At 68.0% G+C, this 22,930-nt stretch carries 24 protein-coding genes, 1 tRNA gene and 2 pseudogenes; 10 read left to right on the forward strand and 17 right to left on the reverse strand.

Going from position 1 to position 22,930, the window contains the following annotated elements; genetic code table 11:
• The first annotated feature begins 79 nt into the window (after positions 1–79).
• Positions 80–262: a hypothetical protein gene (locus tag ABT254_RS21635; RefSeq protein WP_232649421.1), complete on the forward strand. Its 183-nt coding sequence runs from the start codon at positions 80–82 to the stop codon at positions 260–262.
• A 28-nt stretch (positions 263–290) separates the two neighbouring features.
• On the opposite strand, the gene ABT254_RS21640 is transcribed toward ABT254_RS21635, so the two are convergent.
• The 3 genes from ABT254_RS21640 to nth all read right to left on the reverse strand — a co-directional run bounded on the left by ABT254_RS21640 (position 291) and on the right by nth (position 3,376).
• Positions 291–1,490 (reverse strand): MarP family serine protease, encoded by a 1,200-nt coding sequence (locus tag ABT254_RS21640; RefSeq protein ID WP_351472379.1) that lies wholly within the window; start codon positions 1,488–1,490, stop codon positions 291–293.
• A 119-nt stretch (positions 1,491–1,609) separates the two neighbouring features.
• Complete coding sequence (locus ABT254_RS21645; protein ID WP_351472382.1) at positions 1,610–2,305, reverse strand: NUDIX hydrolase; 696 nt, start codon at positions 2,303–2,305, stop codon at positions 1,610–1,612.
• A 93-nt stretch (positions 2,306–2,398) separates the two neighbouring features.
• Positions 2,399–3,376 (reverse strand): endonuclease III, encoded by a 978-nt coding sequence (gene nth / locus ABT254_RS21650; RefSeq protein ID WP_450748216.1) that lies wholly within the window; start codon positions 3,374–3,376, stop codon positions 2,399–2,401.
• A gap of 336 nt (positions 3,377–3,712) precedes the next feature.
• Between nth and ABT254_RS21655 the strand changes: the two genes are divergently transcribed.
• Together ABT254_RS21655 and ABT254_RS21660 are read left to right on the forward strand one after the other, a co-directional pair.
• Entirely contained in the window at positions 3,713–4,387 is a 675-nt protein-coding gene (locus ABT254_RS21655; protein WP_115906767.1) for a Crp/Fnr family transcriptional regulator, read from the forward strand.
• A gap of 88 nt (positions 4,388–4,475) precedes the next feature.
• Positions 4,476–5,306 carry a nucleotidyltransferase domain-containing protein gene (locus ABT254_RS21660; RefSeq protein ID WP_351472389.1) on the forward strand — a complete coding sequence of 277 codons (831 nt, stop codon included), beginning with the start codon at positions 4,476–4,478 and terminating at the stop codon, positions 5,304–5,306.
• Here ABT254_RS21660 and ABT254_RS21665 read toward each other — a convergent pair.
• From ABT254_RS21665 to sp36, 4 genes are all read right to left on the reverse strand, one after another.
• Complete coding sequence (locus ABT254_RS21665) at positions 5,303–6,133, reverse strand: MBL fold metallo-hydrolase (protein ID WP_351472392.1); 831 nt, start codon at positions 6,131–6,133, stop codon at positions 5,303–5,305. The genes ABT254_RS21660 and ABT254_RS21665 overlap by 4 nt on opposite strands.
• A 160-nt stretch (positions 6,134–6,293) precedes the next feature.
• Positions 6,294–7,187: an NUDIX hydrolase gene (locus ABT254_RS21670; RefSeq protein WP_351472395.1), complete on the reverse strand. Its 894-nt coding sequence runs from the start codon at positions 7,185–7,187 to the stop codon at positions 6,294–6,296.
• A 59-nt stretch (positions 7,188–7,246) separates the two neighbouring features.
• Positions 7,247–7,711 (reverse strand): RidA family protein, encoded by a 465-nt coding sequence (locus ABT254_RS21675; RefSeq protein ID WP_351472398.1) that lies wholly within the window; start codon positions 7,709–7,711, stop codon positions 7,247–7,249.
• On the reverse strand, positions 7,708–7,866 hold the full coding sequence (gene sp36 / locus ABT254_RS21680) for a Sp36 family protein (protein ID WP_003967454.1): 159 nt from the start codon (positions 7,864–7,866) through the stop codon (positions 7,708–7,710). The genes ABT254_RS21675 and sp36 overlap by 4 nt, the downstream gene beginning before the upstream one ends.
• 95 nt (positions 7,867–7,961) lie before the next feature.
• Here sp36 and bagA point away from each other — a divergent pair, with 95 nt between their 5' ends.
• Together bagA and bagB are read left to right on the forward strand one after the other, a co-directional pair.
• Positions 7,962–8,939, forward strand: a complete 978-nt coding sequence (gene bagA / locus ABT254_RS21685; RefSeq protein WP_351472401.1) for an ATPase BagA — start codon at positions 7,962–7,964, stop codon at positions 8,937–8,939.
• Positions 8,940–8,997: 58 nt separating this feature from the next.
• A complete protein-coding gene (bagB, locus tag ABT254_RS21690; RefSeq protein WP_351472404.1) occupies positions 8,998–10,365 on the forward strand; it encodes an ATPase BagB in 1,368 nt (455 codons plus the stop codon).
• A 14-nt stretch (positions 10,366–10,379) separates the two neighbouring features.
• Here bagB and wblA read toward each other — a convergent pair whose 3' ends face one another.
• Positions 10,380–10,718 (reverse strand): transcriptional regulator WblA, encoded by a 339-nt coding sequence (wblA, locus tag ABT254_RS21695; protein WP_185124443.1) that lies wholly within the window; start codon positions 10,716–10,718, stop codon positions 10,380–10,382.
• A 407-nt stretch (positions 10,719–11,125) separates the two neighbouring features.
• Here wblA and ABT254_RS21700 point away from each other — a divergent pair, with 407 nt between their 5' ends.
• Positions 11,126–13,399 carry a transglycosylase domain-containing protein gene (locus ABT254_RS21700; RefSeq protein WP_351472407.1) on the forward strand — a complete coding sequence of 758 codons (2,274 nt, stop codon included), beginning with the start codon at positions 11,126–11,128 and terminating at the stop codon, positions 13,397–13,399.
• Positions 13,400–13,465: 66 nt separating this feature from the next.
• Here the strand turns inward: ABT254_RS21700 and ABT254_RS21705 are convergent, their stop codons facing one another.
• Positions 13,466–13,933: a GatB/YqeY domain-containing protein gene (locus tag ABT254_RS21705; protein ID WP_351472410.1), complete on the reverse strand. Its 468-nt coding sequence runs from the start codon at positions 13,931–13,933 to the stop codon at positions 13,466–13,468.
• 119 nt (positions 13,934–14,052) lie between these two features.
• On the opposite strand from ABT254_RS21705, the gene ABT254_RS21710 reads away from it, so the two are divergent.
• The 3 genes from ABT254_RS21710 to ABT254_RS21720 all read left to right on the forward strand — a co-directional run bounded on the left by ABT254_RS21710 (position 14,053) and on the right by ABT254_RS21720 (position 15,935).
• Positions 14,053–14,979 (forward strand): metallophosphoesterase, encoded by a 927-nt coding sequence (locus tag ABT254_RS21710; protein WP_351472413.1) that lies wholly within the window; start codon positions 14,053–14,055, stop codon positions 14,977–14,979.
• 54 nt (positions 14,980–15,033) lie between these two features.
• Positions 15,034–15,819 carry a Pr6Pr family membrane protein gene (locus ABT254_RS21715; protein WP_351472416.1) on the forward strand — a complete coding sequence of 262 codons (786 nt, stop codon included), beginning with the start codon at positions 15,034–15,036 and terminating at the stop codon, positions 15,817–15,819.
• A gap of 42 nt (positions 15,820–15,861) precedes the next feature.
• Positions 15,862–15,935: transfer RNA gene (locus ABT254_RS21720), tRNA-Pro, on the forward strand.
• 301 nt (positions 15,936–16,236) lie between these two features.
• Here the strand turns inward: ABT254_RS21720 and ABT254_RS21725 are convergent.
• From ABT254_RS21725 to ABT254_RS21745, 5 genes and pseudogenes are all read right to left on the reverse strand, one after another.
• Complete coding sequence (locus ABT254_RS21725) at positions 16,237–16,785, reverse strand: hypothetical protein (protein ID WP_351472418.1); 549 nt, start codon at positions 16,783–16,785, stop codon at positions 16,237–16,239.
• 417 nt (positions 16,786–17,202) lie between these two features.
• Positions 17,203–17,448: pseudogene (locus ABT254_RS21730) on the reverse strand (tyrosine-type recombinase/integrase); the annotation flags it as partial.
• A gap of 37 nt (positions 17,449–17,485) precedes the next feature.
• Positions 17,486–18,202: a tyrosine-type recombinase/integrase gene (locus ABT254_RS21735; RefSeq protein WP_351472421.1), complete on the reverse strand. Its 717-nt coding sequence runs from the start codon at positions 18,200–18,202 to the stop codon at positions 17,486–17,488.
• 139 nt (positions 18,203–18,341) lie between these two features.
• Positions 18,342–19,616: a PIN-like domain-containing protein gene (locus tag ABT254_RS21740; protein WP_351472423.1), complete on the reverse strand. Its 1,275-nt coding sequence runs from the start codon at positions 19,614–19,616 to the stop codon at positions 18,342–18,344.
• A 494-nt stretch (positions 19,617–20,110) separates the two neighbouring features.
• Positions 20,111–20,510: pseudogene (locus tag ABT254_RS21745) on the reverse strand (tyrosine-type recombinase/integrase); the annotation flags it as partial.
• 55 nt (positions 20,511–20,565) lie between these two features.
• Here ABT254_RS21745 and ABT254_RS21750 point away from each other — a divergent pair.
• Positions 20,566–20,769, forward strand: coding sequence for a hypothetical protein (locus ABT254_RS21750; protein WP_351472426.1), 204 nt, complete (start codon positions 20,566–20,568; stop codon positions 20,767–20,769).
• Between the two features lie 77 nt (positions 20,770–20,846).
• Here the strand turns inward: ABT254_RS21750 and ABT254_RS21755 are convergent, their stop codons facing one another.
• From ABT254_RS21755 to ABT254_RS21765, 3 genes are all read right to left on the reverse strand, one after another.
• Positions 20,847–21,032 carry a hypothetical protein gene (locus ABT254_RS21755; RefSeq protein ID WP_059211561.1) on the reverse strand — a complete coding sequence of 62 codons (186 nt, stop codon included), beginning with the start codon at positions 21,030–21,032 and terminating at the stop codon, positions 20,847–20,849.
• Between the two features lie 544 nt (positions 21,033–21,576).
• The gene (locus ABT254_RS21760; protein WP_351472429.1) at positions 21,577–22,347 is read right to left on the reverse strand and encodes a hypothetical protein; all 771 of its coding nucleotides are present in this window, start codon (positions 22,345–22,347) and stop codon (positions 21,577–21,579) included.
• Positions 22,344–22,901: a SigE family RNA polymerase sigma factor gene (locus ABT254_RS21765; RefSeq protein ID WP_351472432.1), complete on the reverse strand. Its 558-nt coding sequence runs from the start codon at positions 22,899–22,901 to the stop codon at positions 22,344–22,346. Before ABT254_RS21765 ends, ABT254_RS21760 begins: the two co-directional genes overlap by 4 nt.
• Positions 22,902–22,930 lie beyond the last annotated feature (29 nt).

The raw sequence follows: 22,930 nt of genomic DNA on the forward strand, positions 1-22,930 counted from the left end.
AGCCAATTGCCTGGCGCATAGGCCAATTGGGGGCTCAGGGCGCGGTTATCGACCTTGGGGTGGGGGCAGACGTCGGGGTATGGGCTGGACGCACGACTACAGTGACGCAGCACGCAATCGCCGCTCGGCCAGTGGCCTGAGCCCCCACCAGCGAGGCGGTGCACCGCAGATGGCGGGCACAGACCTCAGGGTGGGCATTCCGCGCATTCTGCGCCGCCGGGCCCGCTGGGTCTCGGTACGCCTGCGCCATCCCCGAGGCTGACCCGCCTCAACTTTCCCCGAACGGCGGCTCACAGCGCGCAGCTGTCGCTGTCCACCTGCTGGTTCGCGGTACGCCCCTTGGTGATGTCCTCCTGGATCTCGTCCGCGGTGAGGGCGTACCCCGTGTCGGCGTCGTCGAGGGACTTCGCGAACACCACCCCGTACACATTGCCCTTGGGCGTGAGCAGCGGGCCGCCGGAGTTGCCCTGGCGGACGGTCGTGTACAGCGAGTAGACGTCCCGGCGGACGGTACCGCGGTGGTAGATGTCCGGGCCGTTGGCCGGGAGGCGGCCACGCACGCGTGCGGCCCGGACGTCGTACGACCCGTTCTCCGGGAAGCCCGCGATGATCGCGTCGTCGCCGCTGCGGGCGTCCGTGGTCGTGAACTTCAGGGCGGGCGCCTTGAGATCGGGTACGTCGAGTACGGCGATGTCGCGGTGCCAGTCGTAGAGGACGACCGTCGCGTCGTACTTCCTGCCCTCGCCGCCTATCTGGACGGTGGGCTCGTCGACGCCCCCGACCACATGCGCGTTGGTCATGACGCGGCGGTCGCCGAAGACGAAGCCGCTGCCCTCCAGGACCTTGCCGCAGCTCTGCGCGGTGCCCATGACCTTGACGATGGAGCGCTTGGCGCGCGAGACCACGGGGCTGTTCGCAAGGGCCGGGTCGGGGGGACGGACGTCGTTGATCGGCTCGTTCGAGAACGGGCTGAAGACCTGCGGGAAGCCGTTCTGCGCGAGGACCGAGGAGAAGTCCGCGAACCAGGTGTCGGCCTGATCGGGCAGGGCCCGGGCGACACCGAGGAGCACCTTGGAGCCGCGGACCTCCTTGCCGAGGGTCGGCAGCGTCGTACCGGCCAGGGCCGAGCCGATCAGCCAGGCCACGAGGAGCATCGCCACGACGTTGACCAGGGCGCCGCCCGTCGCGTCCAGCGCGCGGGCAGGCGACCAGGTGATGTAGCGGCGCAGCTTGTTGCCGAGATGGGTGGTCAGAGCCTGGCCGACGGAGGCGCAGACGATGACGACGACCACCGCGACGACGGCGGCCGTCGTGCTCACCTCGGCGTTGTCGGTCAGTGCGTCCCAGATGACAGGGAGGACGTAGACGGCGACGAGACCGCCGCCCAGGAAGCCGATCACCGACAGGATGCCGACGACGAACCCCTGGCGGTAGCCCACGATCGCGAACCACACGGCGGCGACCAGCAACAGGATGTCCAGCACGTTCACCGGTTCGAGCCTCGCCTCATCACTCTGCGGTCACCTCAGGTCGGCCGGGGGCCGGCCCGCCGCGCAGCGGCGACCGATCACGGTGTCCCCCGGGAAGACACAGCACGGCAGACACCCTGTCATGACCGCCAGTCGAGCGGGACCTGCTTCTCCCGGTCCCAGGGCCGCTCCCAGCCCGCGTAGTGGAACAGACGGTCGATGATCCCGGCCGTGAAGCCCCAGACCAGGGCCGATTCGACCAGAAATGCCGGGCCTCGGTGGCCACTGGGGTGGACGGTGGTGGCCCGGTTGGCCGGGTCCGTGAGATCCGCCACGGGGACGGTGAACACCCGGGCCGTCTCGTTCGGATCGACGACCCCGACCGGGCTCGGCTCGCGCCACCAGCCCATCACGGGCGTCACCACGAAGCCGCTGACCGGGATGTACAGCCTGGGCAGCACGCCGAAGAGCTGCACACCGGAGGGGTCGAGCCCGGTCTCCTCCTCGGCTTCGCGGAGAGCGGCCCGCAGCGGCCCGTCGGCCTTCGGGTCGCCGTCCTCGGGGTCGAGGGCACCGCCGGGGAAGGACGGCTGCCCGGCGTGGGACCGGAGCGAACTCGCCCGTTCCATGAGCAGCAGCTCGGGGCCGCGCTCACCCTCGCCGAACAGGATCAGTACGGCGGACTGCCGCCCCGCCCCGTTCTCCGGCGGCAGGAAGCGGCTCAGCTGCAGCGGCTGCACCGTCTCCACGGCCCGCACCACCGGATCCAGCCACTCGGGCAGCCCCTCCTTGCTGAGCACGACCGGTCCACCCTGCGTATTACTCGCGCGCGTCATCGCCACCCCCGTCCTGCCGAGTCCAACGCCCCGAAGGCGCGAGATCGTTCCTGAACCCGCGCCGTCCGGCCCGGGCCCGTGCCGTGCCGCCCGTCATCCGGCCCCCAGCGGCGGCGCCGGTTTGCCCCCGGCGTCCAGGTACGACTGCGGGGGCTTGAGGCGCTGGCCGGGGAAGCCGCCCTTCTCGTACTTGAGCAGCTTCTTCGCCTTCTCCGGATCCGTCTCGCCCTCGCCGTACGCCGGGCAGAGCGGGGCGATGGGGCAGGCGCCGCAGGCGGGCTTGCGGGCGTGGCAGATGCGGCGGCCGTGGAAGATCACGTGGTGCGAGAGCATCGTCCAGTCGCTCTTGGGGAAGAGCCCGCCGACAGCGGCCTCGATCTTGTCCGGGTCGGTCTCGTCCGTCCACTGCCAGCGCCGCACCAGCCGCTGGAAGTGCGTGTCCACGGTGATGCCGGGCCGCCCGAAGGCGTTGCCGAGCACGACGAAGGCGGTCTTGCGGCCCACACCGGGCAGCTTGACCAGGTCTTCCAGACGGCCGGGGACCTCCCCGCCGAACTGCTCCACCAGCGCCTTCGACAAGCCCATGACCGACTTGGTCTTGGCCCGGAAGAAGCCGGTCGGACGGAGGATCTCCTCGACCTCCTCGGGGTTCGCGGAAGCCAGGTCCTCCGGGGTCGGGTACTTGGCGAACAGCGCGGGCGTCGTCTGGTTGACCCTGAGGTCGGTGGTCTGGGCGGACAGGACGGTGGCGACCACGAGCTGGAAGGGGTTCTCGAAGTCCAGCTCGGGGTGGGCGTACGGATACACCTCGGCGAGCTCGCGGTCGATGCGGCGGGCGCGGCGGACCAGGGCGGTGCGCGACTCGTTCTTCGGCGGCCTGGCGACGGACTTCGCGGGAGGGGCGCCCTCGACGGCGGCAGTGGCCTTCTTGGGCGCGACAGTGGCCTTCTTCGGCGCGGCGGCAGCTTTCTTGACGGCCGCCGTCTTTTTCGCGGTCGTCTTTTTCGCCGCGGGCTTCTTCGCGGCCGGCTTCTTCACAGCAGCCTTCTTCACTGCGGCGGCCTTCTTCACCGCAGCGCTTTTCGTCACTTTTGCCGGTTTCTTTCCGCCACCGGAGTTCTGTTCGCCCACAGCGGAATCACGACGTACAACCACCCGCCCAGCCCCCTTGGCCTGTGCTCTCACCGGCGATTTGGACACCCGGCCAGCCTAAAGCCCGGCACTGACATCCGCCCCGGACCGGGGAGATCGGCCCCCAATTGGACCCCTGCCGCTTACCTCGGGACAGGTGTGCGGCATCCTTGTGACAGATCACACTGTTTGGACCGTCCGGCAAAATGGGGAACACGGTCCCCTGGTACCAAGGGGGAGCAAGATCCCCTGAGCAGGTCGACAAGGAGAGAACTCGTGGACGACGTTCTGCGGCGGAACCCGCTCTTCGCGGCGCTCGACGACGAGCAGGCCGCGGAGCTCCGCGCCTCCATGAGTGAGGTCACCCTCGCGCGCGGTGACTCGCTCTTCCACGAGGGCGACCCCGGTGACCGGCTTTACGTCGTCACCGAGGGCAAGGTGAAGCTCCACCGCACCTCCCCCGACGGCCGCGAGAACATGCTCGCCGTCGTCGGCCCCAGCGAGCTGATCGGCGAGCTGTCGCTCTTCGACCCGGGCCCGCGCACCGCCACGGCCACCGCCCTGACCGAGGTCAAGCTCCTCGGTCTCGGCCACGGCGATCTGCAGCCCTGGCTGAGCGCCCGCCCCGAGGTGGCCGGCGCCCTGCTGCGCGCCGTCGCCCGCCGGCTGCGCAAGACCAACGACGCCATGTCCGACCTGGTCTTCTCCGACGTCCCCGGACGCGTCGCCCGCGCCCTGCTGGACCTCTCGCGCCGCTTCGGCGTGCAGTCCGAGGAGGGCATCCACGTCGTCCACGACCTGACGCAGGAGGAGCTGGCCCAGCTGGTCGGCGCCTCGCGCGAGACGGTCAACAAGGCGCTGGCCGACTTCGCGCAGCGCGGGTGGCTCCGCCTGGAGGCACGGGCCGTGATCCTGCTCGACGTCGAGCGGCTGGCGAAGCGCTCGCGGTGACCTCGGCTGGGGGCTGCCGCCCCCAGACCCCCGCCTCGGCCTGAACGGCCTCGTCCTCGAACGCCGGACGGGCTGGTGCAGTGACCCCGTGTCCGAGAACGCGACCTCCAGAGGCCTCGACGCCCAGGGCTGCATCCAGCGCGAAGGCTCCCTCGCGCGCGTGCCGCACGCCTTCCGGCCCGTCGTGGCCGCCGCGCGCGACGGGCTGCTCGAGGTGTTCGGGGTGCGGCTGGACAGCGCGTACCTCTACGGGTCCGTTCCGCGTGGCAACGCGCGCGTGGGGCGCAGTGATCTGGATCTGCTGGTCGCGCTGCGGCAGGAGCCCACGGCCGCGGACCGGGAGGCCACCCGGACACTCGGTGAGGCCCTCGACAAGGAGTTCCCGCAGATCGACGGGGTCGGCACGCTGCTCTACGGCCGGTCGCGGCTGCTGAGCGAGCTGGAGACCCACGACCTGGGCTGGTTTGTCGCCTGTCTGTGCACGCCGCTGCTCGGTGAGGACCTCGCCGAGTACCTGCCGCGCTACCGCCCCGACTCCCTGCTCGCCCGCGAGACCAACGGGGACCTGGCCCTGCTGCTGCCCCGCTGGCGGCAGCGGATCGCGGACGTCGAGAACGCCGAGTACGCGGCCGAGGGCCGGCGCCCCCTCGTGCGGTTCATGTCCCGGCATCTCGTCCGCACCGGATTCACCCTGGTCATGCCCCGCTGGAACGGCTGGACCAGCGATCTCGCGGAGATGGCGGAGGCCTTCGGCGCGTACTACCCGGAGCGGGCCGAGCAGATGCGCGCGGCGGCCGTCCTCGGGTACGAGCCCCGGGGCGATTCCGCGGTACTGCGGTCGTACGTGGACGACCTCGGGCCCTGGCTAGCCGAGGAGTACGCACGCGTGCACGGCATCAAGGCGCCGCGGCCCGACTAGATGAGCCCGTGCTCCTCCAGGTAGTCCAGCTGCGCCCGCACCGACAGCTCGGCCGCCGGCCACAGGGAGCGGTCCACGTCCGCGTACACGTGCGCGACGACCTGGGGCGGTGTGCGGTAGCCGTCCTCGACCGCCGTCTCGACCTGGGCGAGGCGGTGGGCGCGGTGGGCGAGGTAGAACTCGACGGCTCCCTGGGCGTCCTCCAGGACGGGGCCGTGGCCCGGCAGCACCGTGTGGACGCCGTCGTCGACCGTGAGCGACCGCAGCCGCCGCAGCGAGTCCAGATAGTCGCCCAGGCGGCCGTCGGGGTGCGCCACGACGGTCGTACCGCGGCCCAGGACGGTGTCTCCCGTCAGGACGGCCCGGTCGGCCGGGAGATGGAAGCAGAGGGAGTCGGAGGTGTGACCGGGGGTCGGCACGACCCTCAGCTCCAGGCCGCCGACCGTGACCACGTCCCCGGCGCCGAGCCCCTCCTCGCCCAGCCGCAGCGCCGGGTCGAGGGCCCGCACCTTCGTGCCGGTCAGCCCGGCGAAGCGGGCGGCGCCCTCCGCGTGGTCCGGGTGGCCGTGGGTCAGCAGGGTCAGGGCGATGCGCTTGCCGGCCTTTTCGGCGGTGTCCACTACATTGCGCAGGTGGCCGTCGTCCAGGGGGCCGGGGTCGACGACGACGGCCAGGTCGGAGTCGGGCTCGGAGACGATCCAGGTGTTCGTGCCGTCGAGGGTCATCACCGAGGCATTGGGGGCCAGGACGTTGACGGCCCGGGCGGTGGCTGGGCCGGTGAGTACCCCGCCCCGCGGCTGGCCGGGAAGGGCTGCTGCGTCGGTCATACGTTCTCTTCCGTCGGCGTCGTCAGTCCGTCAGGTCGTCGGCCACACCCGGGCGCAGCACCCCGCCGCGCCGGATCCGCCCCTTCCATCGCCTGCCCGCGCTGCGGCGCCAGGAACACACCAGGAACCCGGCCCCCACCCGGAAGGGCTGCTGCGTCCGTCATGTGGAGGCTCCACCGGCGGACAGGTCGGTCGGACTGGCGGTCGGAATGTGCTTCGTGAACTCGTCGTGGCCCGGCCAGGACAGCACGATCTCGCCGTCCTTCAGCCGTGCCTGCGCGAGGACGGGCGTCAGGTCGCGGTCGGGGGCCGCGGCGAGCGCGTCGGCGGCCGAGGCACAGGAGGCCAGCTGGCGCAGGGTCGCGATGGTGGGCGGCATCATCGTCAGCTCGCCCTTGTCGTACGAGGCTGCCGCCTCCCCCGGGCGGATCCATACCGTGCGGTCGGCCTCCGTGGAGGCGTTGCGGGTGCGCTGGCCGTGCGGGAGGGCGGCCACGAAGAACCAGGTGTCGTAGCGCCGGGACTCGAACTCCGGGGTGATCCAGCGGGTCCAGGCACCGAGCAGATCCGAGCGCAGGACCAGGCCACGGCGGTCCAGGAACTCGGCGAAGGAGTACTCGCGGGCGGCCACGGCCGCACGGTCGGCCTCCCAGTCCTCGCCCGTGGTGTCACCGACCACGGAGTCCGCGGACGGTCCGGCGAGCAGGACGCCCGCCTCCTCGTACGTCTCGCGCACGGCCGCGCAGACGATCGCCTGGGCCGCCCTCTCGTCGACGCCGAGCCGCTCGGCCCACCACGCGCGCGTGGGCCCCGCCCAGCGGACGTGATGCTCGTCGTCGCGGGGGTCGACGCCGCCGCCCGGATATGCGTACGCGCCTCCGGCGAAGGCCATGGAGGCGCGTCTGCGCAGCATGTGCACGGCGGGGCCGCGGTCGGTGTCCTTCAGGAGCATGACGGTGGCCGCGCGCTTCGGAGCGACCGGGGTGAGCGTGCCGTCCGCGAGCCCGCGGATGCGTTCCGGCCAGTCCTGCGGAAACCACTGCCCATTCGCCATGGGCGGAGGCTATCCCGTGGTGCGCGAATGTTCGAGAGGTCCCCGAGGTCAGAGCGCCGCTACGGGACGAGCTCGACCTGGATCTCGACCTCGACCGGTGCGTCCAGCGGCAGCACCGCCACACCGACCGCACTGCGCGCGTGCACGCCCTTGTCGCCGAGGACCTCACCGAGCAGTTCGCTGGCCCCGTTGACCACACCGGGCTGGCCGGTGAAGTCCGAGGCCGAGGCGACGAAGCCCACGACCTTCACCACGCGCGCGATGCGGTCCAGGTCACCGGTGACGGACTTCACGGCGGCCAGGGCGTTCAGCGCGCAGGTGCGGGCGAGTTCCTTGGCCTCCTCGGGCGTGACCTCCGCGCCGACCTTGCCGGTGACGGGCAGCTTGCCCTCCACCATCGGGAGCTGTCCGGCCGTGTACACGTAGGCGCCGGACTGCACGGCCGGCTGGTACGCGGCCAGCGGCGGCACGACCTCGGGCAGGGTCAGACCGAGCTCGGCCAGCTTCGCCTCGACGGCGCTCATGCCTTCTCCCGCTTCAGGTAGGCCACCAGCTGCTCGGGGTTGTTCGGCCCGGGCACGACCTGGACGAGCTCCCAGCCGTCCTCGCCCCAGGTGTCCAGAATCTGCTTCGTTGCGTGGACGAGCAGTGGCACAGTCGCGTATTCCCACTTGGTCATGTGGCCGACTTTAGCCGCTGCCCGCCCCCCGCCCGCTGTCGCGTTGTCCACAGGCTGTCGCGTGCTCGGCACACAGACTGGTTAGGCTCGAAGACGTGAGCAGGCTCCAGGTCGTCAGCGGCAAGGGCGGGACCGGAAAGACCACGGTCGCCGCCGCTCTCGCGCTGGCCCTCGCGACCGAGGGGAAGCGGACGCTTCTCGTCGAGGTCGAGGGGCGCCAGGGCATCGCGCAGCTCTTCGAGACGGAAGCGCTGCCCTACGAGGAGCGGAAGATCGCCGTCGCTCCAGGGGGCGGGGAGGTGTACGCCCTCGCCATCGACCCCGAACTGGCCCTTCTGGACTACCTCCAGATGTTCTACAAGCTGGGGGGCGCCGGCAGAGCCCTGAAGAAGCTCGGCGCGATCGACTTCGCCACCACCATCGCGCCGGGCCTCAGGGACGTGCTCCTGACCGGCAAGGCGTGCGAGGCGGTGCGGCGCAAGGACAAGGCCGGGCGGTTCGCCTACGACTACGTCGTCATGGACGCCCCGCCCACCGGCCGCATCACCCGCTTCCTGAATGTGAACGACGAGGTGGCGGGCCTCGCCAAGATCGGCCCGATACACAATCAGGCGCAGGCCGTGATGCGGGTGCTGAAGTCGCCCGAGACGGCCGTGCACCTGGTGACGCTGCTGGAGGAGATGCCCGTCCAGGAGACCGCGGACGGGATCGCCGAACTGCGCGCCGCGAGGCTGCCGGTGGGCCGGGTCATCGTGAACATGGTGCGGCCCGAGGTGTTGGACGCGGAGGATCTGGAACTCGTACGCAGCGTGCCGCGTTCTTCTGTTGCCAGGTCGCTGTCGGCGGCAGGACTCGGCGGTGCGCGCCGCGGCGGGAACGCGGAGAAGCTGGTGGACCCGCTGCTGCAGCAGGCCGACGAGTACGCCGAGCGGTATGCGCTGGAGCACGAGCAGCGGGCGGTGCTGGCCGAGCAGGGCCTGCCGCTGCACGAACTGCCGCTGCTCGCCGAGGGCATGGACCTGGCGGGGCTGTACGAGCTGGCCACCGAGCTGCGGGAGCAGGGCCTGTCATGAGCCGGGGCACGCGGAGCACGAGCCGTCAGCAGCACAAGCAGCAGAAGCAGGGGATGTCATGAGTCCGGAGCCGTCCCACACACAGGACACCGCCCGCCACCACCTGACCCCCGCGCGGGTGCTGGACGTCGACCCGCTGCTCGACGACCCCGAGACGCGGATCGTGGTGTGCTGCGGCTCGGGCGGTGTGGGAAAGACCACGACCGCGGCCGCTCTCGGCCTCAGGGCCGCCGAGCGCGGGCGCAAGGTGGTCGTGCTGACCATCGACCCGGCGCGCCGGCTCGCCCAGTCCATGGGCATCGACTCGCTGGACAACACCCCGCGCCGGGTGAAGGGCGTCGAAGGCGACGGTGAACTGCACGCCATGATGCTCGACATGAAGCGCACCTTCGACGAGATCGTCGAGGCGCACGCGGACGGCGAGCGGGCCGCCGCGATCCTGAACAACCCCTTCTACCAGTCGCTCTCCGCGGGCTTCGCGGGCACGCAGGAGTACATGGCGATGGAGAAGCTGGGGCAGCTGCGCGCGCGGGACGAGTGGGACCTGATCGTCGTCGACACCCCGCCCTCCCGCTCGGCGCTGGACTTCCTGGACGCGCCCAAGCGGCTCGGCTCGTTCCTCGACGGCCGGCTGATCCGCCTGCTGACCGCCCCGGCCAAGCTGGGCGGGCGGGCCGGCATGAAGTTCCTGAACGTCGGGATGTCGATGATGACCGGCACGCTCGGCAAGCTGCTCGGCGGTCAACTCCTCAAGGATGTCCAGACGTTCGTCGCCGCGATGGACACGACCTTCGGCGGGTTCCGCACCCGCGCGGATGCGACATACCGGCTGCTGCAGGCGCCCGGGACGGCGTTCCTCGTGGTGGCGGCCCCGGAGCGGGACGCACTGCGGGAGGCCGCGTACTTCGTGGAGCGGCTGGCCGCCGAGGACATGCCGCTGGCCGGTCTGGTGCTCAACCGGGTCCACGGCAGCGGCGCCGCCCGGCTGTCGGCCGAGCGCGCGCTCGCCGCCGCGGAAAATCTTGTGGAGCCCCGCATTGTCGATCAGGACGGCGGGAAAGCTGGACTTCGTAACTCTCCCGACACGTACGGCAGTTCAGGCTCCCCCGCTTCCGAATCCCCTGCCGGCGGGTCCGCCGAGCCTCTCGCGTCCGAGAACCACTCCCCCGGTCCGGATCAGGAGGACGAGGGCGCCCAGGGCGTCGAGCGGCTCACCGCCGGCCTGCTCCGGTTGCACGCCGAACGTATGCAGCTGCTCTCCCGCGAGCAGCGCACGCGTGACCGCTTCACCGCGCTCCACCCCGAGGTGGCGGTGGCCGAAGTGGCCGCGCTGCCCGGCGATGTGCACGACCTCGCAGGGCTCAGGGACATCGGGGACCGGCTCGCGGCCAACCGGCCGGAGCTGCCCGAGGCTGCCGTCGACTGAGCCGAGGGGTGCCCTCAGCTCACCGCCGCGTAGTTCTCGTACACCTCGTCGTCGTCGAGCGGCAGGATCCCCACGCCGCGTTCGTACTCCAGACGAGCCGTCTCAAGAAGCCGGCGCCAGGAGGTGACGGTGGGTCGCCTGCGCAGCAGTGCGCGGCGCTCCCGCTCCGTCATGCCTCCCCACACGCCGAACTCGACGCGGTTGTCGAGCGCGTCGGCCAGGCATTCCGTGCGTACCGGACATCCGGTGCACACCGCCTTGGCCCTGTTCTGCGCTGCTCCCTGAACGAACAGTTCATCCGGATCGGTAGTGCGGCAGGCGGCCTGCGCACTCCAGTCGGTTACCCAGCCCATACCGGCGCCGTCCTCTCCCGAATCGAGGCTCCCCCACGGCGGCAGCGGCATATTCACCGCCGCCAGTTGAGGACGTTACGGAAGGTGGGCACAGCGCAACACCCCCTTCGGGCCCAATCTTGAATGGCCCGAACGGACTATGCGTAAGCGGCAGATCACCCGGGGGAGTGAGCTGGCGACATAGGTGACTTTCCCCGCAAAACGGGACAGTTCAGTTGAGTCACAACGGACGCCAGGTGACACACAAGGCGGATTCGGACACGCCCCCATCAAAAAGTTGGGGAACCTCCGGAACGATTCGGGGTCGCCGGACGTATTGATACGTGGCCCTACTGCTGTGACAGTTGAGAGCAGCTTAGGCCAAGGCATATACGCGTGTCCGGCGAATGAGAACGTAGGCTGCCCTCATGCCAAAGAAGCGCTCGGGCGGTGGCCTGTCCCCCACGCAGCAGGCCGCCAAGTTCCTCGGTGTCAGTGTGCTCGCGGGGGCCGTCCTGGCCGGTATCGCGCTGCCTGCCTTCGGCGCGCTGGGACTTGCCGCCAAGGGTTCGGTGGAGAGTTTCGACGAGCTGCCCGCCAACCTCAAGACGCCACCCCTGAGCCAGCGCACCACGATCCTCGACGCCGACGGCGGCCAGATCGCCACGGTCTACTCGCGTGACCGCACGGTGGTCGGCCTCAAGGACATCTCGCCGTACATGCAGAAGGCGATCGTCGCGATCGAGGACTCGCGCTACTACCAGCACGGCGCGGTCGACCTGAAGGGCATCCTGCGCGCGCTGAACAAGAACGTGCAGAGCAGCGGGGTCGCCCAGGGCGCCTCCACGCTCACCCAGCAGTACGTGAAGAACGTCTTCGTGGAGGAGGCGGGCGACGACCCGACGAAGGTCGCGCAGGCCACCCAGCAGACCCTCGGCCGCAAGATAAAGGAGCTGAAGTACGCGATCCAGGTGGAGGAGGAGCTCGGCAAGAAGAAGATCCTCGAGAACTACCTGAACATCACGTTCTTCGGTGAGCAGGCCTACGGCGTCGAGGCCGCGGCCCAGCGCTACTTCTCCAAGCACGCCAAGGACCTGAACGTGCAGGAGGCCGCGCTGCTGGCCGGCATCGTCCAGTCACCCAGCCGGTACGACCCGGTCAACGACTCGACGGAGGCCACCAGGCGCCGCAACGTCGTCCTCCAGCGCATGGCCGACATGGGCGACATCTCGCAGGCGGAGGCCGACAAGGCCAAGAAGACGCCGCTGGGCCTCAACCCCAGCCAGCCGAAGAACGGCTGCATCACCGCGGTCAAGGGCGCCGGCTTCTTCTGCGACTACGTCCGCGAGGTGTTCCTCAACAACCCGATGTTCGGCAAGACCAAGGAGGCCCGGGCGAAGGTCTGGAACCAGGGCGGTCTGACGATCCGTACGACGCTCGACCCGCAGGCCCAGTCCTCGGTCCAGGCGTCCATCAAGGAGCACGTCTACAAGACCGACGACGTGGCCACCGCGGCCACCATCGTCGAACCCGGCACCGGCAAGATCCTCGCCATGGGCCAGTCCCGCCCGTACGGCTTCGGCAAGCACGAGACGCAGATCGACCTGTCGGTGAACCAGGACATGGGCGGCGGCGCGGGCTACCAGCCCGGTTCGACGTTCAAGCCGATCGTGGCCGCGGCCGCCATAGAGGGCGGCACGCCGGCGACACAGACGTACTCCTCGCCGTACGAGATGGACTACCCGGCCCCGGTCCAGGCCTGTGACGGCAGGACCTGGAACGAGAAGGGCGTCAAGCTCACCAACGAGAACATCGAGGAGCACGGCCCGTACTCGATGAAGGAGGCGACCGCCAAGTCGGTCAACACCTACTACGTGCAGCTGATCAGCGACATCGGCATCTGCCCGGTGACGACGATGGCGCAGAAGATGGGCGTCAAGCGGGCCGACGGCAAGAAGATCCAGCAGGCCCCGTCCATCGCGCTCGGCACCCAGGAGATGTCGCCGCTGACGATGGCGAACGCGTACGCCACCTTCGCCTCCCGCGGCATGTACTGCACGCCGGTCGCCATCGAGTCCATCACCCGGACCGTCGGCAGCCAGAAGAAGTCCCTCGCGGTGCCGAAGACGACCTGCACGCGCGCGATGTCGCAGAAGACCGCCGACACCGTGACCACCCTCCTCAAGGGCGTGGTCGAGGACGGTACGGGCCAGGAGGCGGGCCTCGACAACCGCCCGAGCGCCGGCAAGACCGGTACCACGGACAACCGGTACGCGGCCTGGTTCGTGGGCTACACCCCGAACATGGCGGGCGCGGTCTGGGTCGGCGACCCGGCCCACAAGCGCCAGATGAAGGACATCACCATCGGCGGTGTCTGGAACGAGAAGGTGTACGGCGGCAAGGTCCCCGGCCCGATCTGGCGCGACATGATGACCGGCGCCCTGGACGGCAGGCCGGTGGAGGACTTCAACCTCGTCAACATCCCCGACCCCAACAAGGGCAAGGGGAAGGGCCACGACGACGGGAACAACGGTGACAACGGCGGCACCACGGACGGCGGCCTCATCGGCGGTCTGACCGGCGGCGCCACGGACGGGGGCGCGAACGGGGGCACCACCTTCCCGACGCCCACCTACTCCTTCCCGGACAACCTGTTCCAGGGCCAGAGCAACGGCAACGGGAACGGGGGACGGCACGGCTGACGCTCAGGCCCGGGCCACGACGGCCCGGGCCTGACACACGTCTCCCGGCGGTGCGTCCCGCGCCGCTCAGCCCGCGAGCAGCTTCTTCACCGCGGCGGCGACCCGGCCGCCCTCGGCCAGGCCCGCGACCTTCGGGTTCACGATCTTCATGACGGCGCCCATGGCACGCGGGCCCTCGGCGCCGGCGGCCCTGGCCTCACCGACGGCCTGGGCGACGATGTCGTCCAGCTCCTCGTCGCTGAGCTGCTTGGGCAGGTACTCGGCGAGCACCTCGCCCTCCGCCTTCTCCCGCTCGGCGCTCTCGGCCCGGCCACCCTGCGCGAAGGCCTCGGCCGCCTCCCGGCGCTTCTTCGCCTCCTTGGTGATCACCTTCAGCACCTCGTCGTCGGAGAGCTCGCGCTTCTCCTTGCCCGCGACCTCCTCCTTGGTGATCGCGGCGAGCGTCAGCCGGAGCGTCGAGGAGCGGAGCTCGTTGCGCTCCTTGATCGCGGCGTTGAGGTCTTCCTGCAGCTTCGACTTGAGCGTGGTGGTCATGGATCCGATTGTCGCAGGTGCGCAACGTCCGACGCCCGTTCATTTAAAGGGCGGTGGGGCTCGGGCCTCCCAGGGGCGGCGCGGCTCGAGGGGTCCCGCGGGTCTGACACGATGGATGTATGCGCGCTCGATACGGAGTACCTCTGGGGATCGCGGCGGCCGGTGCCGCCGGTGTGGTGTACGCGGCGGGATTCGAGGCCCGCTCCTTCCGGCTGCGACGGGTGACGGTTCCCGTCCTGCCGGCCGGCATGCGTCCCCTGCGGGTCCTCCAGGTCTCCGACATCCACATGGTCGGCGGCCAGCGCAAGAAGCAGCGCTGGCTGCGTTCGCTGGCGGGCCTGCGCCCCGACCTGGTGATCAACACGGGCGACAACCTGTCCGACACGGAGGGCGTGCCCGAGGTCCTGGACGCCCTCGGCCCCCTGATGGACTTCCCGGGCGCGTATGTCTTCGGCTCCAACGACTACTACGGCCCCAGGCCCCGCAACCCCGCCCGCTACCTGCTGGAGAAGGTCCAGGGCCGCCACGGCCTGAACGGCAACCCTCCGGTGGTCGGCGCGATCCACAATCCGTGGGAGGACCTGCGGGACGGCTTCGACGCGGCGGGCTGGCTGAATCTCACCAACACGCGCGGCACCCTGAAGATCGAGGGCGTCACCCTGGAGCTGACGGGCCTGGACGACCCGCACATCAAGCGCGACCGCTACACACAGGTGTCCGGCGGCCCGTCCGCCGGCGCGGACTTCTCGATGGGCGTCGTGCACGCCCCGTACCTGCGGGTACTGGACGCCTTCGCGGCGGACGGCTACCCCCTGATCCTGGCCGGCCACACCCACGGCGGTCAGCTCTGCATCCCCTTCTACGGCGCCCTGGTCACCAACTGCGACCTGGACCCGGCGCGGGTGAAGGGCCTGTCCACGCATACGGCGGAAGGCCGTACGTCCTATCTGCACGTCTCGGCGGGCTGCGGCACCAACCGCTACACGCCGGTACGGTTCGCCTGCCCGCCGGAGGCGACTCTGCTGACGCTGGCGCCCAGGGAGTAACCCGGTCGCCCCACCCACATCGCGACATATGCCCCCTTTGCCTAGCTTGGGGGCATGACCGCACCCATACCCAGGGACATACCGGACCTCCCGGCACTGCCCGGCGGGTCCCTGTTTTCGCCCTCCTACGTCCCCGCCTCCGCGGTGCTGGCCCCCGTACACCGCCCCCTCGCCGCTGTGTACCGCCTGCTGGTCGCCCTGGCGGCAGCGGCGGCCGTGACGATCGAACTGCTCCTCGGCAGCCCGGTCCACGTCCTGAGCTACTTCGCGATCCAGAGCAACATCCTGCTGGCCCTGGTCTTCACGCTCGCGGCCCGTCGCGCCTGGGCGGCCCGCCGCCCGCTCCCCTCCGCCCTGACGGGTGCGACGCTGCTGTACATCACCATCACGGGGCTGGTGTACCACCTGCTGCTGAAAGGGGCCTCGCCCCCGTTCTCCATGACGGGCGGCACCACACCCCCGGCCGGCTTGCAGTGGATCAGCAACCAGATCCTGCACACGGCCGTCCCCGCCGCCGCACTGCTGGACTGGCTGCTCCTGACGGCCCCCGGCCGCCTCCACCTCCGCCAGGCACCGACGTGGCTGCTCTACCCCCTGGCCTACCTGGCGTTCTCCCTCGGCCGGGGCGAACTGATCATCCCCGGCACACCGGGCCGCTATCTCTACCCGTTCCTGGACGTCGGCCTGCACGGCTACAAGAGCGTCCTCGGCAACGCCCTCCTCCTCGGCCTCGCCTTCTACGGCCTCGCCGTCCTCATGGTCGCCCTCGACCACATCCGCCCGAACCCCGTCCGCCACCGCGCGAAAACCGGATTTCGTCTCCAGCCACCAGTGGGCTAAAGTAAACGACGTCGCCGCGACAAGCAGGACATGCGACGACATCGGGGTGTAGCGCAGCTTGGCAGCGCGCTTCGTTCGGGACGAAGAGGTCGTGGGTTCAAATCCCGCCACCCCGACGCTGGTCAGAGGGCCATTCGCATGATCGCGAATGGCCCTCTGACGTGCTCGGGGGCCAAACAGGGGCGAAACGACGTTGATCAGACCCCGCCCCCGTGCTGCCGCTCGCGGCGATCTCACCACGACGCGTCGCGATCACCGCGCCAGATGCCTGAGGCCCTTCGCACCGTCCTCGGCTGGCCGCGGCCTCGACCCGGACGGCGGACGTGAGCCACACGTGGCAGTCGGTGCGGGAGCACGGTGGGAGAAAGGCGAACCAGGCCCCCGGCGCTGGGCCGATACTCTGCCAGAGAACAGGCTTCAGAGAATTCCGTTACACACCTCCGTTGCGCGAATCGCGGACACTAATTCCACTCCATAGGTGGGAGCTGAATCCCTTAGTCCTTGGCATTGCCGCTTATCCGTGAAGACAGAGTAGATATACTCACTCCACGCGGCCCAGCCATCGCACCTGTCGGCTTCCGCCGGAGAATCGTCACGTAAGACGAGGTGTCGATCCGCGGGCGCGCAGTCTACCAAGTCGGGCAGTATCTCATAAAGATAGTCAACATACACGAGCTCCCATCCCAAAACATAGGAAACTCGCGTACGTTCAGCTTCATCTTTTATATCTTCCAGTGGCGTGCCACGAAATACATAGTCGGTCACCTTTGCATTATCCGGAGACCCGAGAAAATCCTTCCTTGACAAGAGATGCTCATACAATCCATCAAGACGCTGAGCTGTACTCTGCTTGACGGCTTCCTTGCTCTGCCTTGCGGCTTCCTTCGCTTGCTCATTCGTAGCAACTGTTTGGAACCCCAAAAAGACCAGGGTGACGAGCGTCAGCACGCCAACGAAGATTTCCACTCCGAACTTCCATCGATCGAGAGCAGAAATTAACGAGGAGCCCTGGGGGTCACCTGGATCCGACGGGGGTTCCGGATTCGAGTCAGGTGGCGGCGCGGGGGTCGAAGGCGGATCCGGGGGGCCCGAAGGCTCTGGAACAGACATACGAATCTCCGTCCTTCCAACCACACGATCGACTAGGAATTTTAAGCGTTGGCCGAAAATTCGGAGAAGAGTGCGTGAGCGCTTAAGTCAGTTACCGCAAACGTCTACTGCGCAGGCGGCGTCAGTATTGACCAGACTTCCTCCTCGCTTCGCGTTTAGCTCCCTGCGTAGCAACCAGCTCGTGAACTGCTGACACATGCGTCAACCTAGTTGCACATCAGCCCAATAGGCAGCCGAGCGCCGGTAGCCAAACAGGGAGCTAAGCTCAGCGGGTCAAGCGGCGTCCCCGCCCTCTTCCTGATCACTAGCGAAGATGTCATCCATCGCTTCGGCGCCCGCTGTGATCACCGGACGGAGCTGCTTGCGGTAGACCGCCTCCGTGGTGGCCTGGCCGCTGTGGCCGACCAGGAGCGCGATTTGCTCCAGCGGGATGCCGTGGTCAGAGAGAAGGGACACGAAGCTGTGCCGAAGCTCCCGCGGGGTCCACTCCGGCTTGAGTCCTGCCTCCTTGGCGATGGCCTTGAAGTCTCGCCGGACGTTGGCCGCGTCGAGCGGCTCACCGCTCCGTGCCGTGAAGACGCGGCCGGGTAGGGCTCCACTGCATCCCTCTCGATGACCGCTCCTGCTTCTGCCATCGCATGTGCTCTTCGAGAACGTCGGCCACCTGCTTCGGCAGTGCGATGGTTCTGCGGCTTCTCCTGGTCTTCGTCTCACCGTTGCGCACTGAGCGCCACACCGCGACGTGGGGCGGAGTGCCGTCCTTCGTCTCCAGGAAGACGTGATCCCAGGTGAGGGGCCGCGCCTCTTCCGTGCGGACACCTCTCAGGAGCGAGAGCACGAGGTAGGCATACAGCCGTGACGGGCGGGCGGCAGTGAGCACGGCTTTCGACTGCTCCAGGTTCAGCGCCTTGCTCGGACGGCCGGGGCGCCCCTCCGGTGCGGTGACCAGTAGGGCGACGTTCCGGGCAGCCTTGTCCCGGCGCTGAGCGTGCGCGATGGAGCGGCGCAGGATGGCGAGCAGGTCGCGCAGGCTACGCGTCGCCAGGAATTCGGCGCGGTCGTCCAACCAGTCGTCGACGTCGTCCCCGCTGAGTTCCTTCAGCTTGGCCTTGCCGATGAACGGGATCAGGTGCTTGTTTGCCATCGAGCGGTTCTTGCCGATGGTGCCCTTCTCATCGCGCCCCTTCAGCCCGCGCTCCAACCAGTCGTTTACCGCGTCGGCCACGGTGTAGTTGGCCGGCGCCTTGACGCCGGTCTGCACCTCCTTCTTCAAGTCCCGGATCTTCTGGCGGCCTCGGGCAAGAGAAGCCCGGCTTCATGCCCCGCTGATTTCTCTCCTGCCCTCGTTGCTGAGCCTACTCGCCTTGTAGGCAGGAGAGAAACTACGGCGCCTCGCCAACCATCTACAAAAGTTACTGATCCCTCAAGCCTTCGATTTCGCCCTGGAATGCAGATCGTCTAGCTTCCAGTGAGGCGTAGCTACTCTCCGTCGATCGCAAGATATCCAGGATTCGATACAATTCCTGTCGCGCCGCATCTCTATTATGCAGGAGACTACGGACGGTAGCATCTTCGAGGAGATCCGCACCATCAGTACCGTCTTTAATCTTGACTAGAGCCAATGCCTCCTCCGTCATTTGCACTCGCTGCTCTGCCGCGCCCGCTTGGGATCGATAATTAGCCATCATCGCCCGCATGCGATCCAAGTGGACTTCCAGCTCAGCAGCTTCCTGACGCAACGCGAGTTGCCTAATTTCCTTCCGTCTCGCCTCATTCCTCCTCTCCTCGACATTCCGCATATTGACCTGGTCAATGGTATCTTGACTTACCTTGACATCCAGGACACGCGCTGCGCGAGTTAGGAACACAGCCAGGGGTAGCTGATGATAATCCGTCCCCGCCACTCTGCGCATTTCGCGTACCAGTTCCACCCTTGGGCCCACTGAAAGGCCACACTGGATCCTGACCCAGTCCTCCTTTGTGTCCGTTGAGACGAAAAGGATGTCGACAGAGTCAGATTTCGCTTTATCTAGCATCTGACTCCAAATAAAGTAGTCACCAACCCCCTCCTCTTTCTTTTTGCGTACATCTACATAACCAGGGGGCATTTCCTGTTCCCCCCTCCTTAGGGCTTCCCTCTTGGCCTCTTCACGCTCTTCTTCGGAAAATTCAGGACCCACCCTCCCGTCAAAAAATGCAGCCAAGTGCTCCAGGATGGGATCACCGGAAAGAATTCCTTGAGGCGTCAGATCGAATTCTGCCACCTCTTTCTCGACAACTTGAGTGATCTGTGCGATTGAATCATTGAGTGGAGCTAGATATTCATTCGCCCTGCCATCGGCAAGCGAGTGCAGCTTATAGAAATCCCGCAGTGCCGCCTTCAGCCCCTCGGCCGCCTCGGAGACTGCCTCAGACTTCTTCGTGAGTGAGGTCACATGGGCCGCGACACTCGATAGCCGGTTCTCATAGAATTCGTCAGCCACCTGCCTTGGGATCCAGATCCGCGGAGCGATCTTCTTGAGTACCTCAAGGTATTCACCTCTAGCAGAAGGTTTCATACGGTAGAGATTCAATACTGCATTCGTGTCCAGTACGATTACGCTCGACCTGATGGCATCATCGACTTCCTCTACAGGCTTCCGAAGAAATTGCTCATAGCCTGACGTAAACGATCCATAATTAGTCATTTCATTCCCCTCCCGAACGCCCCATCAGGTTATGCGCATCTAGGAACGCTCGCCAGCAAGTTTCAGGAATACGTGGTGTGCTCAGGTTCATTCACCACAGGAGCTAGCCGGATCACAAGCCGCGTACACGCCCGGTCAGGACGCAGACGGAGCCCAGGTGATCTCTCACGTTCTCAAGACCCGATACGGCGGGCATGTGCTCTGACCAGCGTCGCTCTCGCATCAGATGGGGGCCAAACGGTGAAGCCGCACGAGGACCGTGTCGGACAGTAATGGACTGGCCGACGAACGAGCAGGTCAGTACCCCCGAAGCAAGGTCACAGGGGGCCCAATCGCGTTCGGAACGAAGAGGTCGTGGGTTCAAATCCCGCCACCCCGACAGCTGAAACACCAGGTCAGGGCCGGTTATCCTTCACGGGAAACCGGCCCTGACTCGTTCCGCAGGGTCCTGGGGAGTGGATGGGGAGTGGATCAAGGAAATCGGCTCCCCAACGTCACTCGCCGTTCGCCCTAAGCAGCGCATCGAGAGCGTGCACCGATGACAGCGGGTGCATGGCATACCGTGCCGCCAACGCCAACGCCTCCTCCCACTGCTCGGCCAGTTCGTTCATGAGCCGGTTTTTCATCCGCGCTGTGATGTGCGAGTAGCGGGCTTGCACCGAGCTGTCCTCGTGTCCCATCCGTTCATCCATGAGTTTGGGCGGGGTCCCGAGTTCCTCCATGACTGTCCTATGGGAGTGCCTGAGCCCATGCGGAGTGAGACCCCGTGCGATCGGCAGCCAGCACGCGTCGGCACGGCCCGAGGCATTCCGGCCCCGCGCCGGCACCCCGGGCCAGGGGTGCGCCATCACGGGTACGGGGTGCGCCTCCCGCGGGGGCCTTCTTCGGGTACCACAAGGCGCCTTATCGGCGGCATCAGTACGCAACGGCGGCAGCTCTCAAGGTCGACGTGACGACGCTCTGGGACGACGACCGCAATGCCGCGAGTGCATCGGACCTGGCGAAGGCCGAGATCGTCACCGCCTATCCGCATCGTCACACGGTGCCGTCATATCTCTGGCGCGAGATGTGCGAGCGTGCCACGGCGCGCATCGACATCCTCGTGTATGCCGGCATCTACCTGGCGGAGGACCCTCACTCTTCTCGACGCTGAAGAAGAAGTCCGAGAGCGGCGTCCGCATCCGAGTTCATCGCGACCAGCCGCGCCACGCGCGTCGAGGCATTTCGGGCTTATCGGCGGTCAACCGTCCCGGTGTCGTCCACCTGCTCGCCTTCCGCCTGGGACGGCTCAGTCCTGGGGACATCTGGATGCATGGCCGCCCGTTCGGCAGGATCGTCCCGCTCGCCCTCAGCCTGGGAGGGCGTGTGAGAGTACAGCCACGGTTCGTAGTCCGAGTCCGAGGCGCCAGTTTTCATGGCAGGCCTCCTTGGTCGCTTGCCTTCCATGCTCCTCCTAGGACCGCAACAGAGCTAGGGCGGCAGCAGGCTCTGGACGAGACGTGGACGAAAAGTCGGCGTTTTGAATACTGGACGCACGTCCCTGCTGGTCGGAGGGGGTGCGAGCGAGTGACCTTGAGGGGACTGTAAATCTGCCGGCTCAGCCTTCCCAGGTTCGGATCCTGGCGCCGCTACACAGGCCCCTCGTCGTGCTCATGGTCGATCAGGTGGACTGCCTTGCGCCGTCTCATGGTCGAGCGCCCCGTCTCGATGTGTGTGGACGGAGCGTTGACGGGATTTCCGACCCGCTGCCCGGTGCGCCGCAGGCGGGCTGGGGTTTTGGCGTTCGCCACCGGCGCCGTCCAACCCCTGGTCGACGCCGCTGTGCGGGCCTCCGTAGCGGGCGTGGGCCCTGCACGGTTTCTCCCCGCAGGGGCAGGAACACGCGGCCGTACTCGCGCGCCTCCTCGTGCAGCGGCGTCACTCGCTGGAATGCGGCTTTTCAGCTGCCGGCAGTGGCTGGTCAGTGCCAGTTGGTGTCGTGGGTGAGTCGCTTGTCGTGGGTGTCGTACTGGTCGACTGCGGTGATGGTCTGTCCGTTGGGGATGGGTGCGGCCCAGGCGCGGTAGGTGGTGCCGGGGACGGTGACGGTGGTGGCTTTGACGTGGCTGCCGTCGGAGAGGGAGAGGACGCCGTAGGCGACGTCGGCTTCGGGGTTGGAGACCATGAGCCGGCTGCCGCTGAGGCCTTTGTCGTGCAGGCCCCACAGGCCCATTTCGACAGAGGCGTGGGGGTCCTGTGTGCCGGTGACGGGCTGGCAGTCGCTCCAGGGGCCGCCTTGGTGGTCGATGCGGACGCCGCCGATGTACATGCGCTGGCACAGCAAGGATGTGGCCTGAGTTTTTGTTCCGTCGGGGAGTGTGGGCAGGGTGTAGCCCTTGGGCAGTGTCCGGTGGAACTCCAGCGCCACCGACCAGCGGTGCCCGTCTGTCGTCCCTTCGGCCACCCGGGCACGGACCGTGCCGGGAGTCGGGGTGCGGGGTGAGCTCGCGACGGGCGAGGGCCGGCGCGCGGGGGCGACTTCACCAGGCGGTGGCTTCAGGAACGCAGCCATCAGCCCGAGGCCCACGACGCAGGCGGCACTCAGCACGGCAGCCGCGGCACGGCGGCGGTTTCTGCGGGCCCGCGCTGCCGTCAGGATCTGGCCGATGGGGGCCTGGGACGAGGGGTAGGCCTCGCGTGACCGGGCGAAGGCCTCGCGTGCCCAGTCTTCTTGGCCATGGTCTGGAATCATCGTGCCTCTGCGGGGCGGCTGTGCGGGTAGTTGCAGGCGAGGGTCGACCGGCTGCGCAGCTTGGCCAGGGCTCGGGACGCCTGGCTTTTCACGGTGCCGACCGAGCAGCCGAGGACGTCTGCCACTTCCTCTACGGACAGGTCCTCGCAGTAGCGCAGCACCACGACCGCTCGCTGCCGCTCGGGCAGGTCGGCGAGTTCGCGGGCCAGAGTGTCGTACACGTCCACGCCTCCGGCACCGGCCCCCTCGTCGTGGACGGGGCCGGTGTCGGGCAGCGAGGGGAGAAGGAGGTGGGTGATCCTGCGGCGGCGGTGCCGGCTGCGGTTGGTGTTGACCAGTGCGCGGCGAACGTAGTGTTCGGCGCCCTCCGGTTCCAGCCGCTGCCAGTGCGGGTACACCTTCGCCAGCGTCGTCTGCACCAGGTCTTCGGCTTCGTGGAAGTCACCGGTGAGCAGGTACGCGGTGTGGGTCAGGGCCCGCCAACGGGCGGTGACGAACCGGGTGAACTCCGAGTCCGGTCCGCCGTCCGCGGCCTTGCGGTCACTTGGCTGCACAGCAGGAGGTGCCCGTCCTTCGTCTGACT

Origin of the sequence: Streptomyces sp. NPDC001137 (assembly GCF_040298885.1) — a bacterium.
Taxonomy (GTDB): Bacteria; Actinomycetota; Actinomycetes; order Streptomycetales; family Streptomycetaceae; genus Streptomyces.

What these genes read in the sequence shown, in the direction of transcription:
- ABT254_RS21635 (WP_232649421.1), top strand. Translation starts at nt 80, where the DNA reads ATGGGCTGGACGCACGACTACAGTGACGCAGCACGCAATCGCCGCTCG.
- ABT254_RS21645 (WP_351472382.1), bottom strand. Translation starts at nt 2,305, where the DNA reads ATGACGCGCGCGAGTAATACGCAGGGTGGACCGGTCGTGCTCAGCAAG.
- ABT254_RS21665 (WP_351472392.1), bottom strand. Translation starts at nt 6,133, where the DNA reads ATGACCGACGCAGCAGCCCTTCCCGGCCAGCCGCGGGGCGGGGTACTC.
- ABT254_RS21670 (WP_351472395.1), bottom strand. Translation starts at nt 7,187, where the DNA reads ATGGCGAATGGGCAGTGGTTTCCGCAGGACTGGCCGGAACGCATCCGC.
- ABT254_RS21675 (WP_351472398.1), bottom strand. Translation starts at nt 7,711, where the DNA reads ATGAGCGCCGTCGAGGCGAAGCTGGCCGAGCTCGGTCTGACCCTGCCC.
- sp36 (WP_003967454.1), bottom strand. Translation starts at nt 7,866, where the DNA reads ATGACCAAGTGGGAATACGCGACTGTGCCACTGCTCGTCCACGCAACG.
- bagB (WP_351472404.1), top strand. Translation starts at nt 8,998, where the DNA reads ATGAGTCCGGAGCCGTCCCACACACAGGACACCGCCCGCCACCACCTG.
- wblA (WP_185124443.1), bottom strand. Translation starts at nt 10,718, where the DNA reads ATGGGCTGGGTAACCGACTGGAGTGCGCAGGCCGCCTGCCGCACTACC.
- ABT254_RS21700 (WP_351472407.1), top strand. Translation starts at nt 11,126, where the DNA reads ATGCCAAAGAAGCGCTCGGGCGGTGGCCTGTCCCCCACGCAGCAGGCC.
- ABT254_RS21705 (WP_351472410.1), bottom strand. Translation starts at nt 13,933, where the DNA reads ATGACCACCACGCTCAAGTCGAAGCTGCAGGAAGACCTCAACGCCGCG.
- ABT254_RS21710 (WP_351472413.1), top strand. Translation starts at nt 14,053, where the DNA reads ATGCGCGCTCGATACGGAGTACCTCTGGGGATCGCGGCGGCCGGTGCC.
- ABT254_RS21715 (WP_351472416.1), top strand. Translation starts at nt 15,034, where the DNA reads ATGACCGCACCCATACCCAGGGACATACCGGACCTCCCGGCACTGCCC.
- ABT254_RS21740 (WP_351472423.1), bottom strand. Translation starts at nt 19,616, where the DNA reads ATGACTAATTATGGATCGTTTACGTCAGGCTATGAGCAATTTCTTCGG.
- ABT254_RS21755 (WP_059211561.1), bottom strand. Translation starts at nt 21,032, where the DNA reads ATGAAAACTGGCGCCTCGGACTCGGACTACGAACCGTGGCTGTACTCT.
- ABT254_RS21760 (WP_351472429.1), bottom strand. Translation starts at nt 22,347, where the DNA reads ATGATTCCAGACCATGGCCAAGAAGACTGGGCACGCGAGGCCTTCGCC.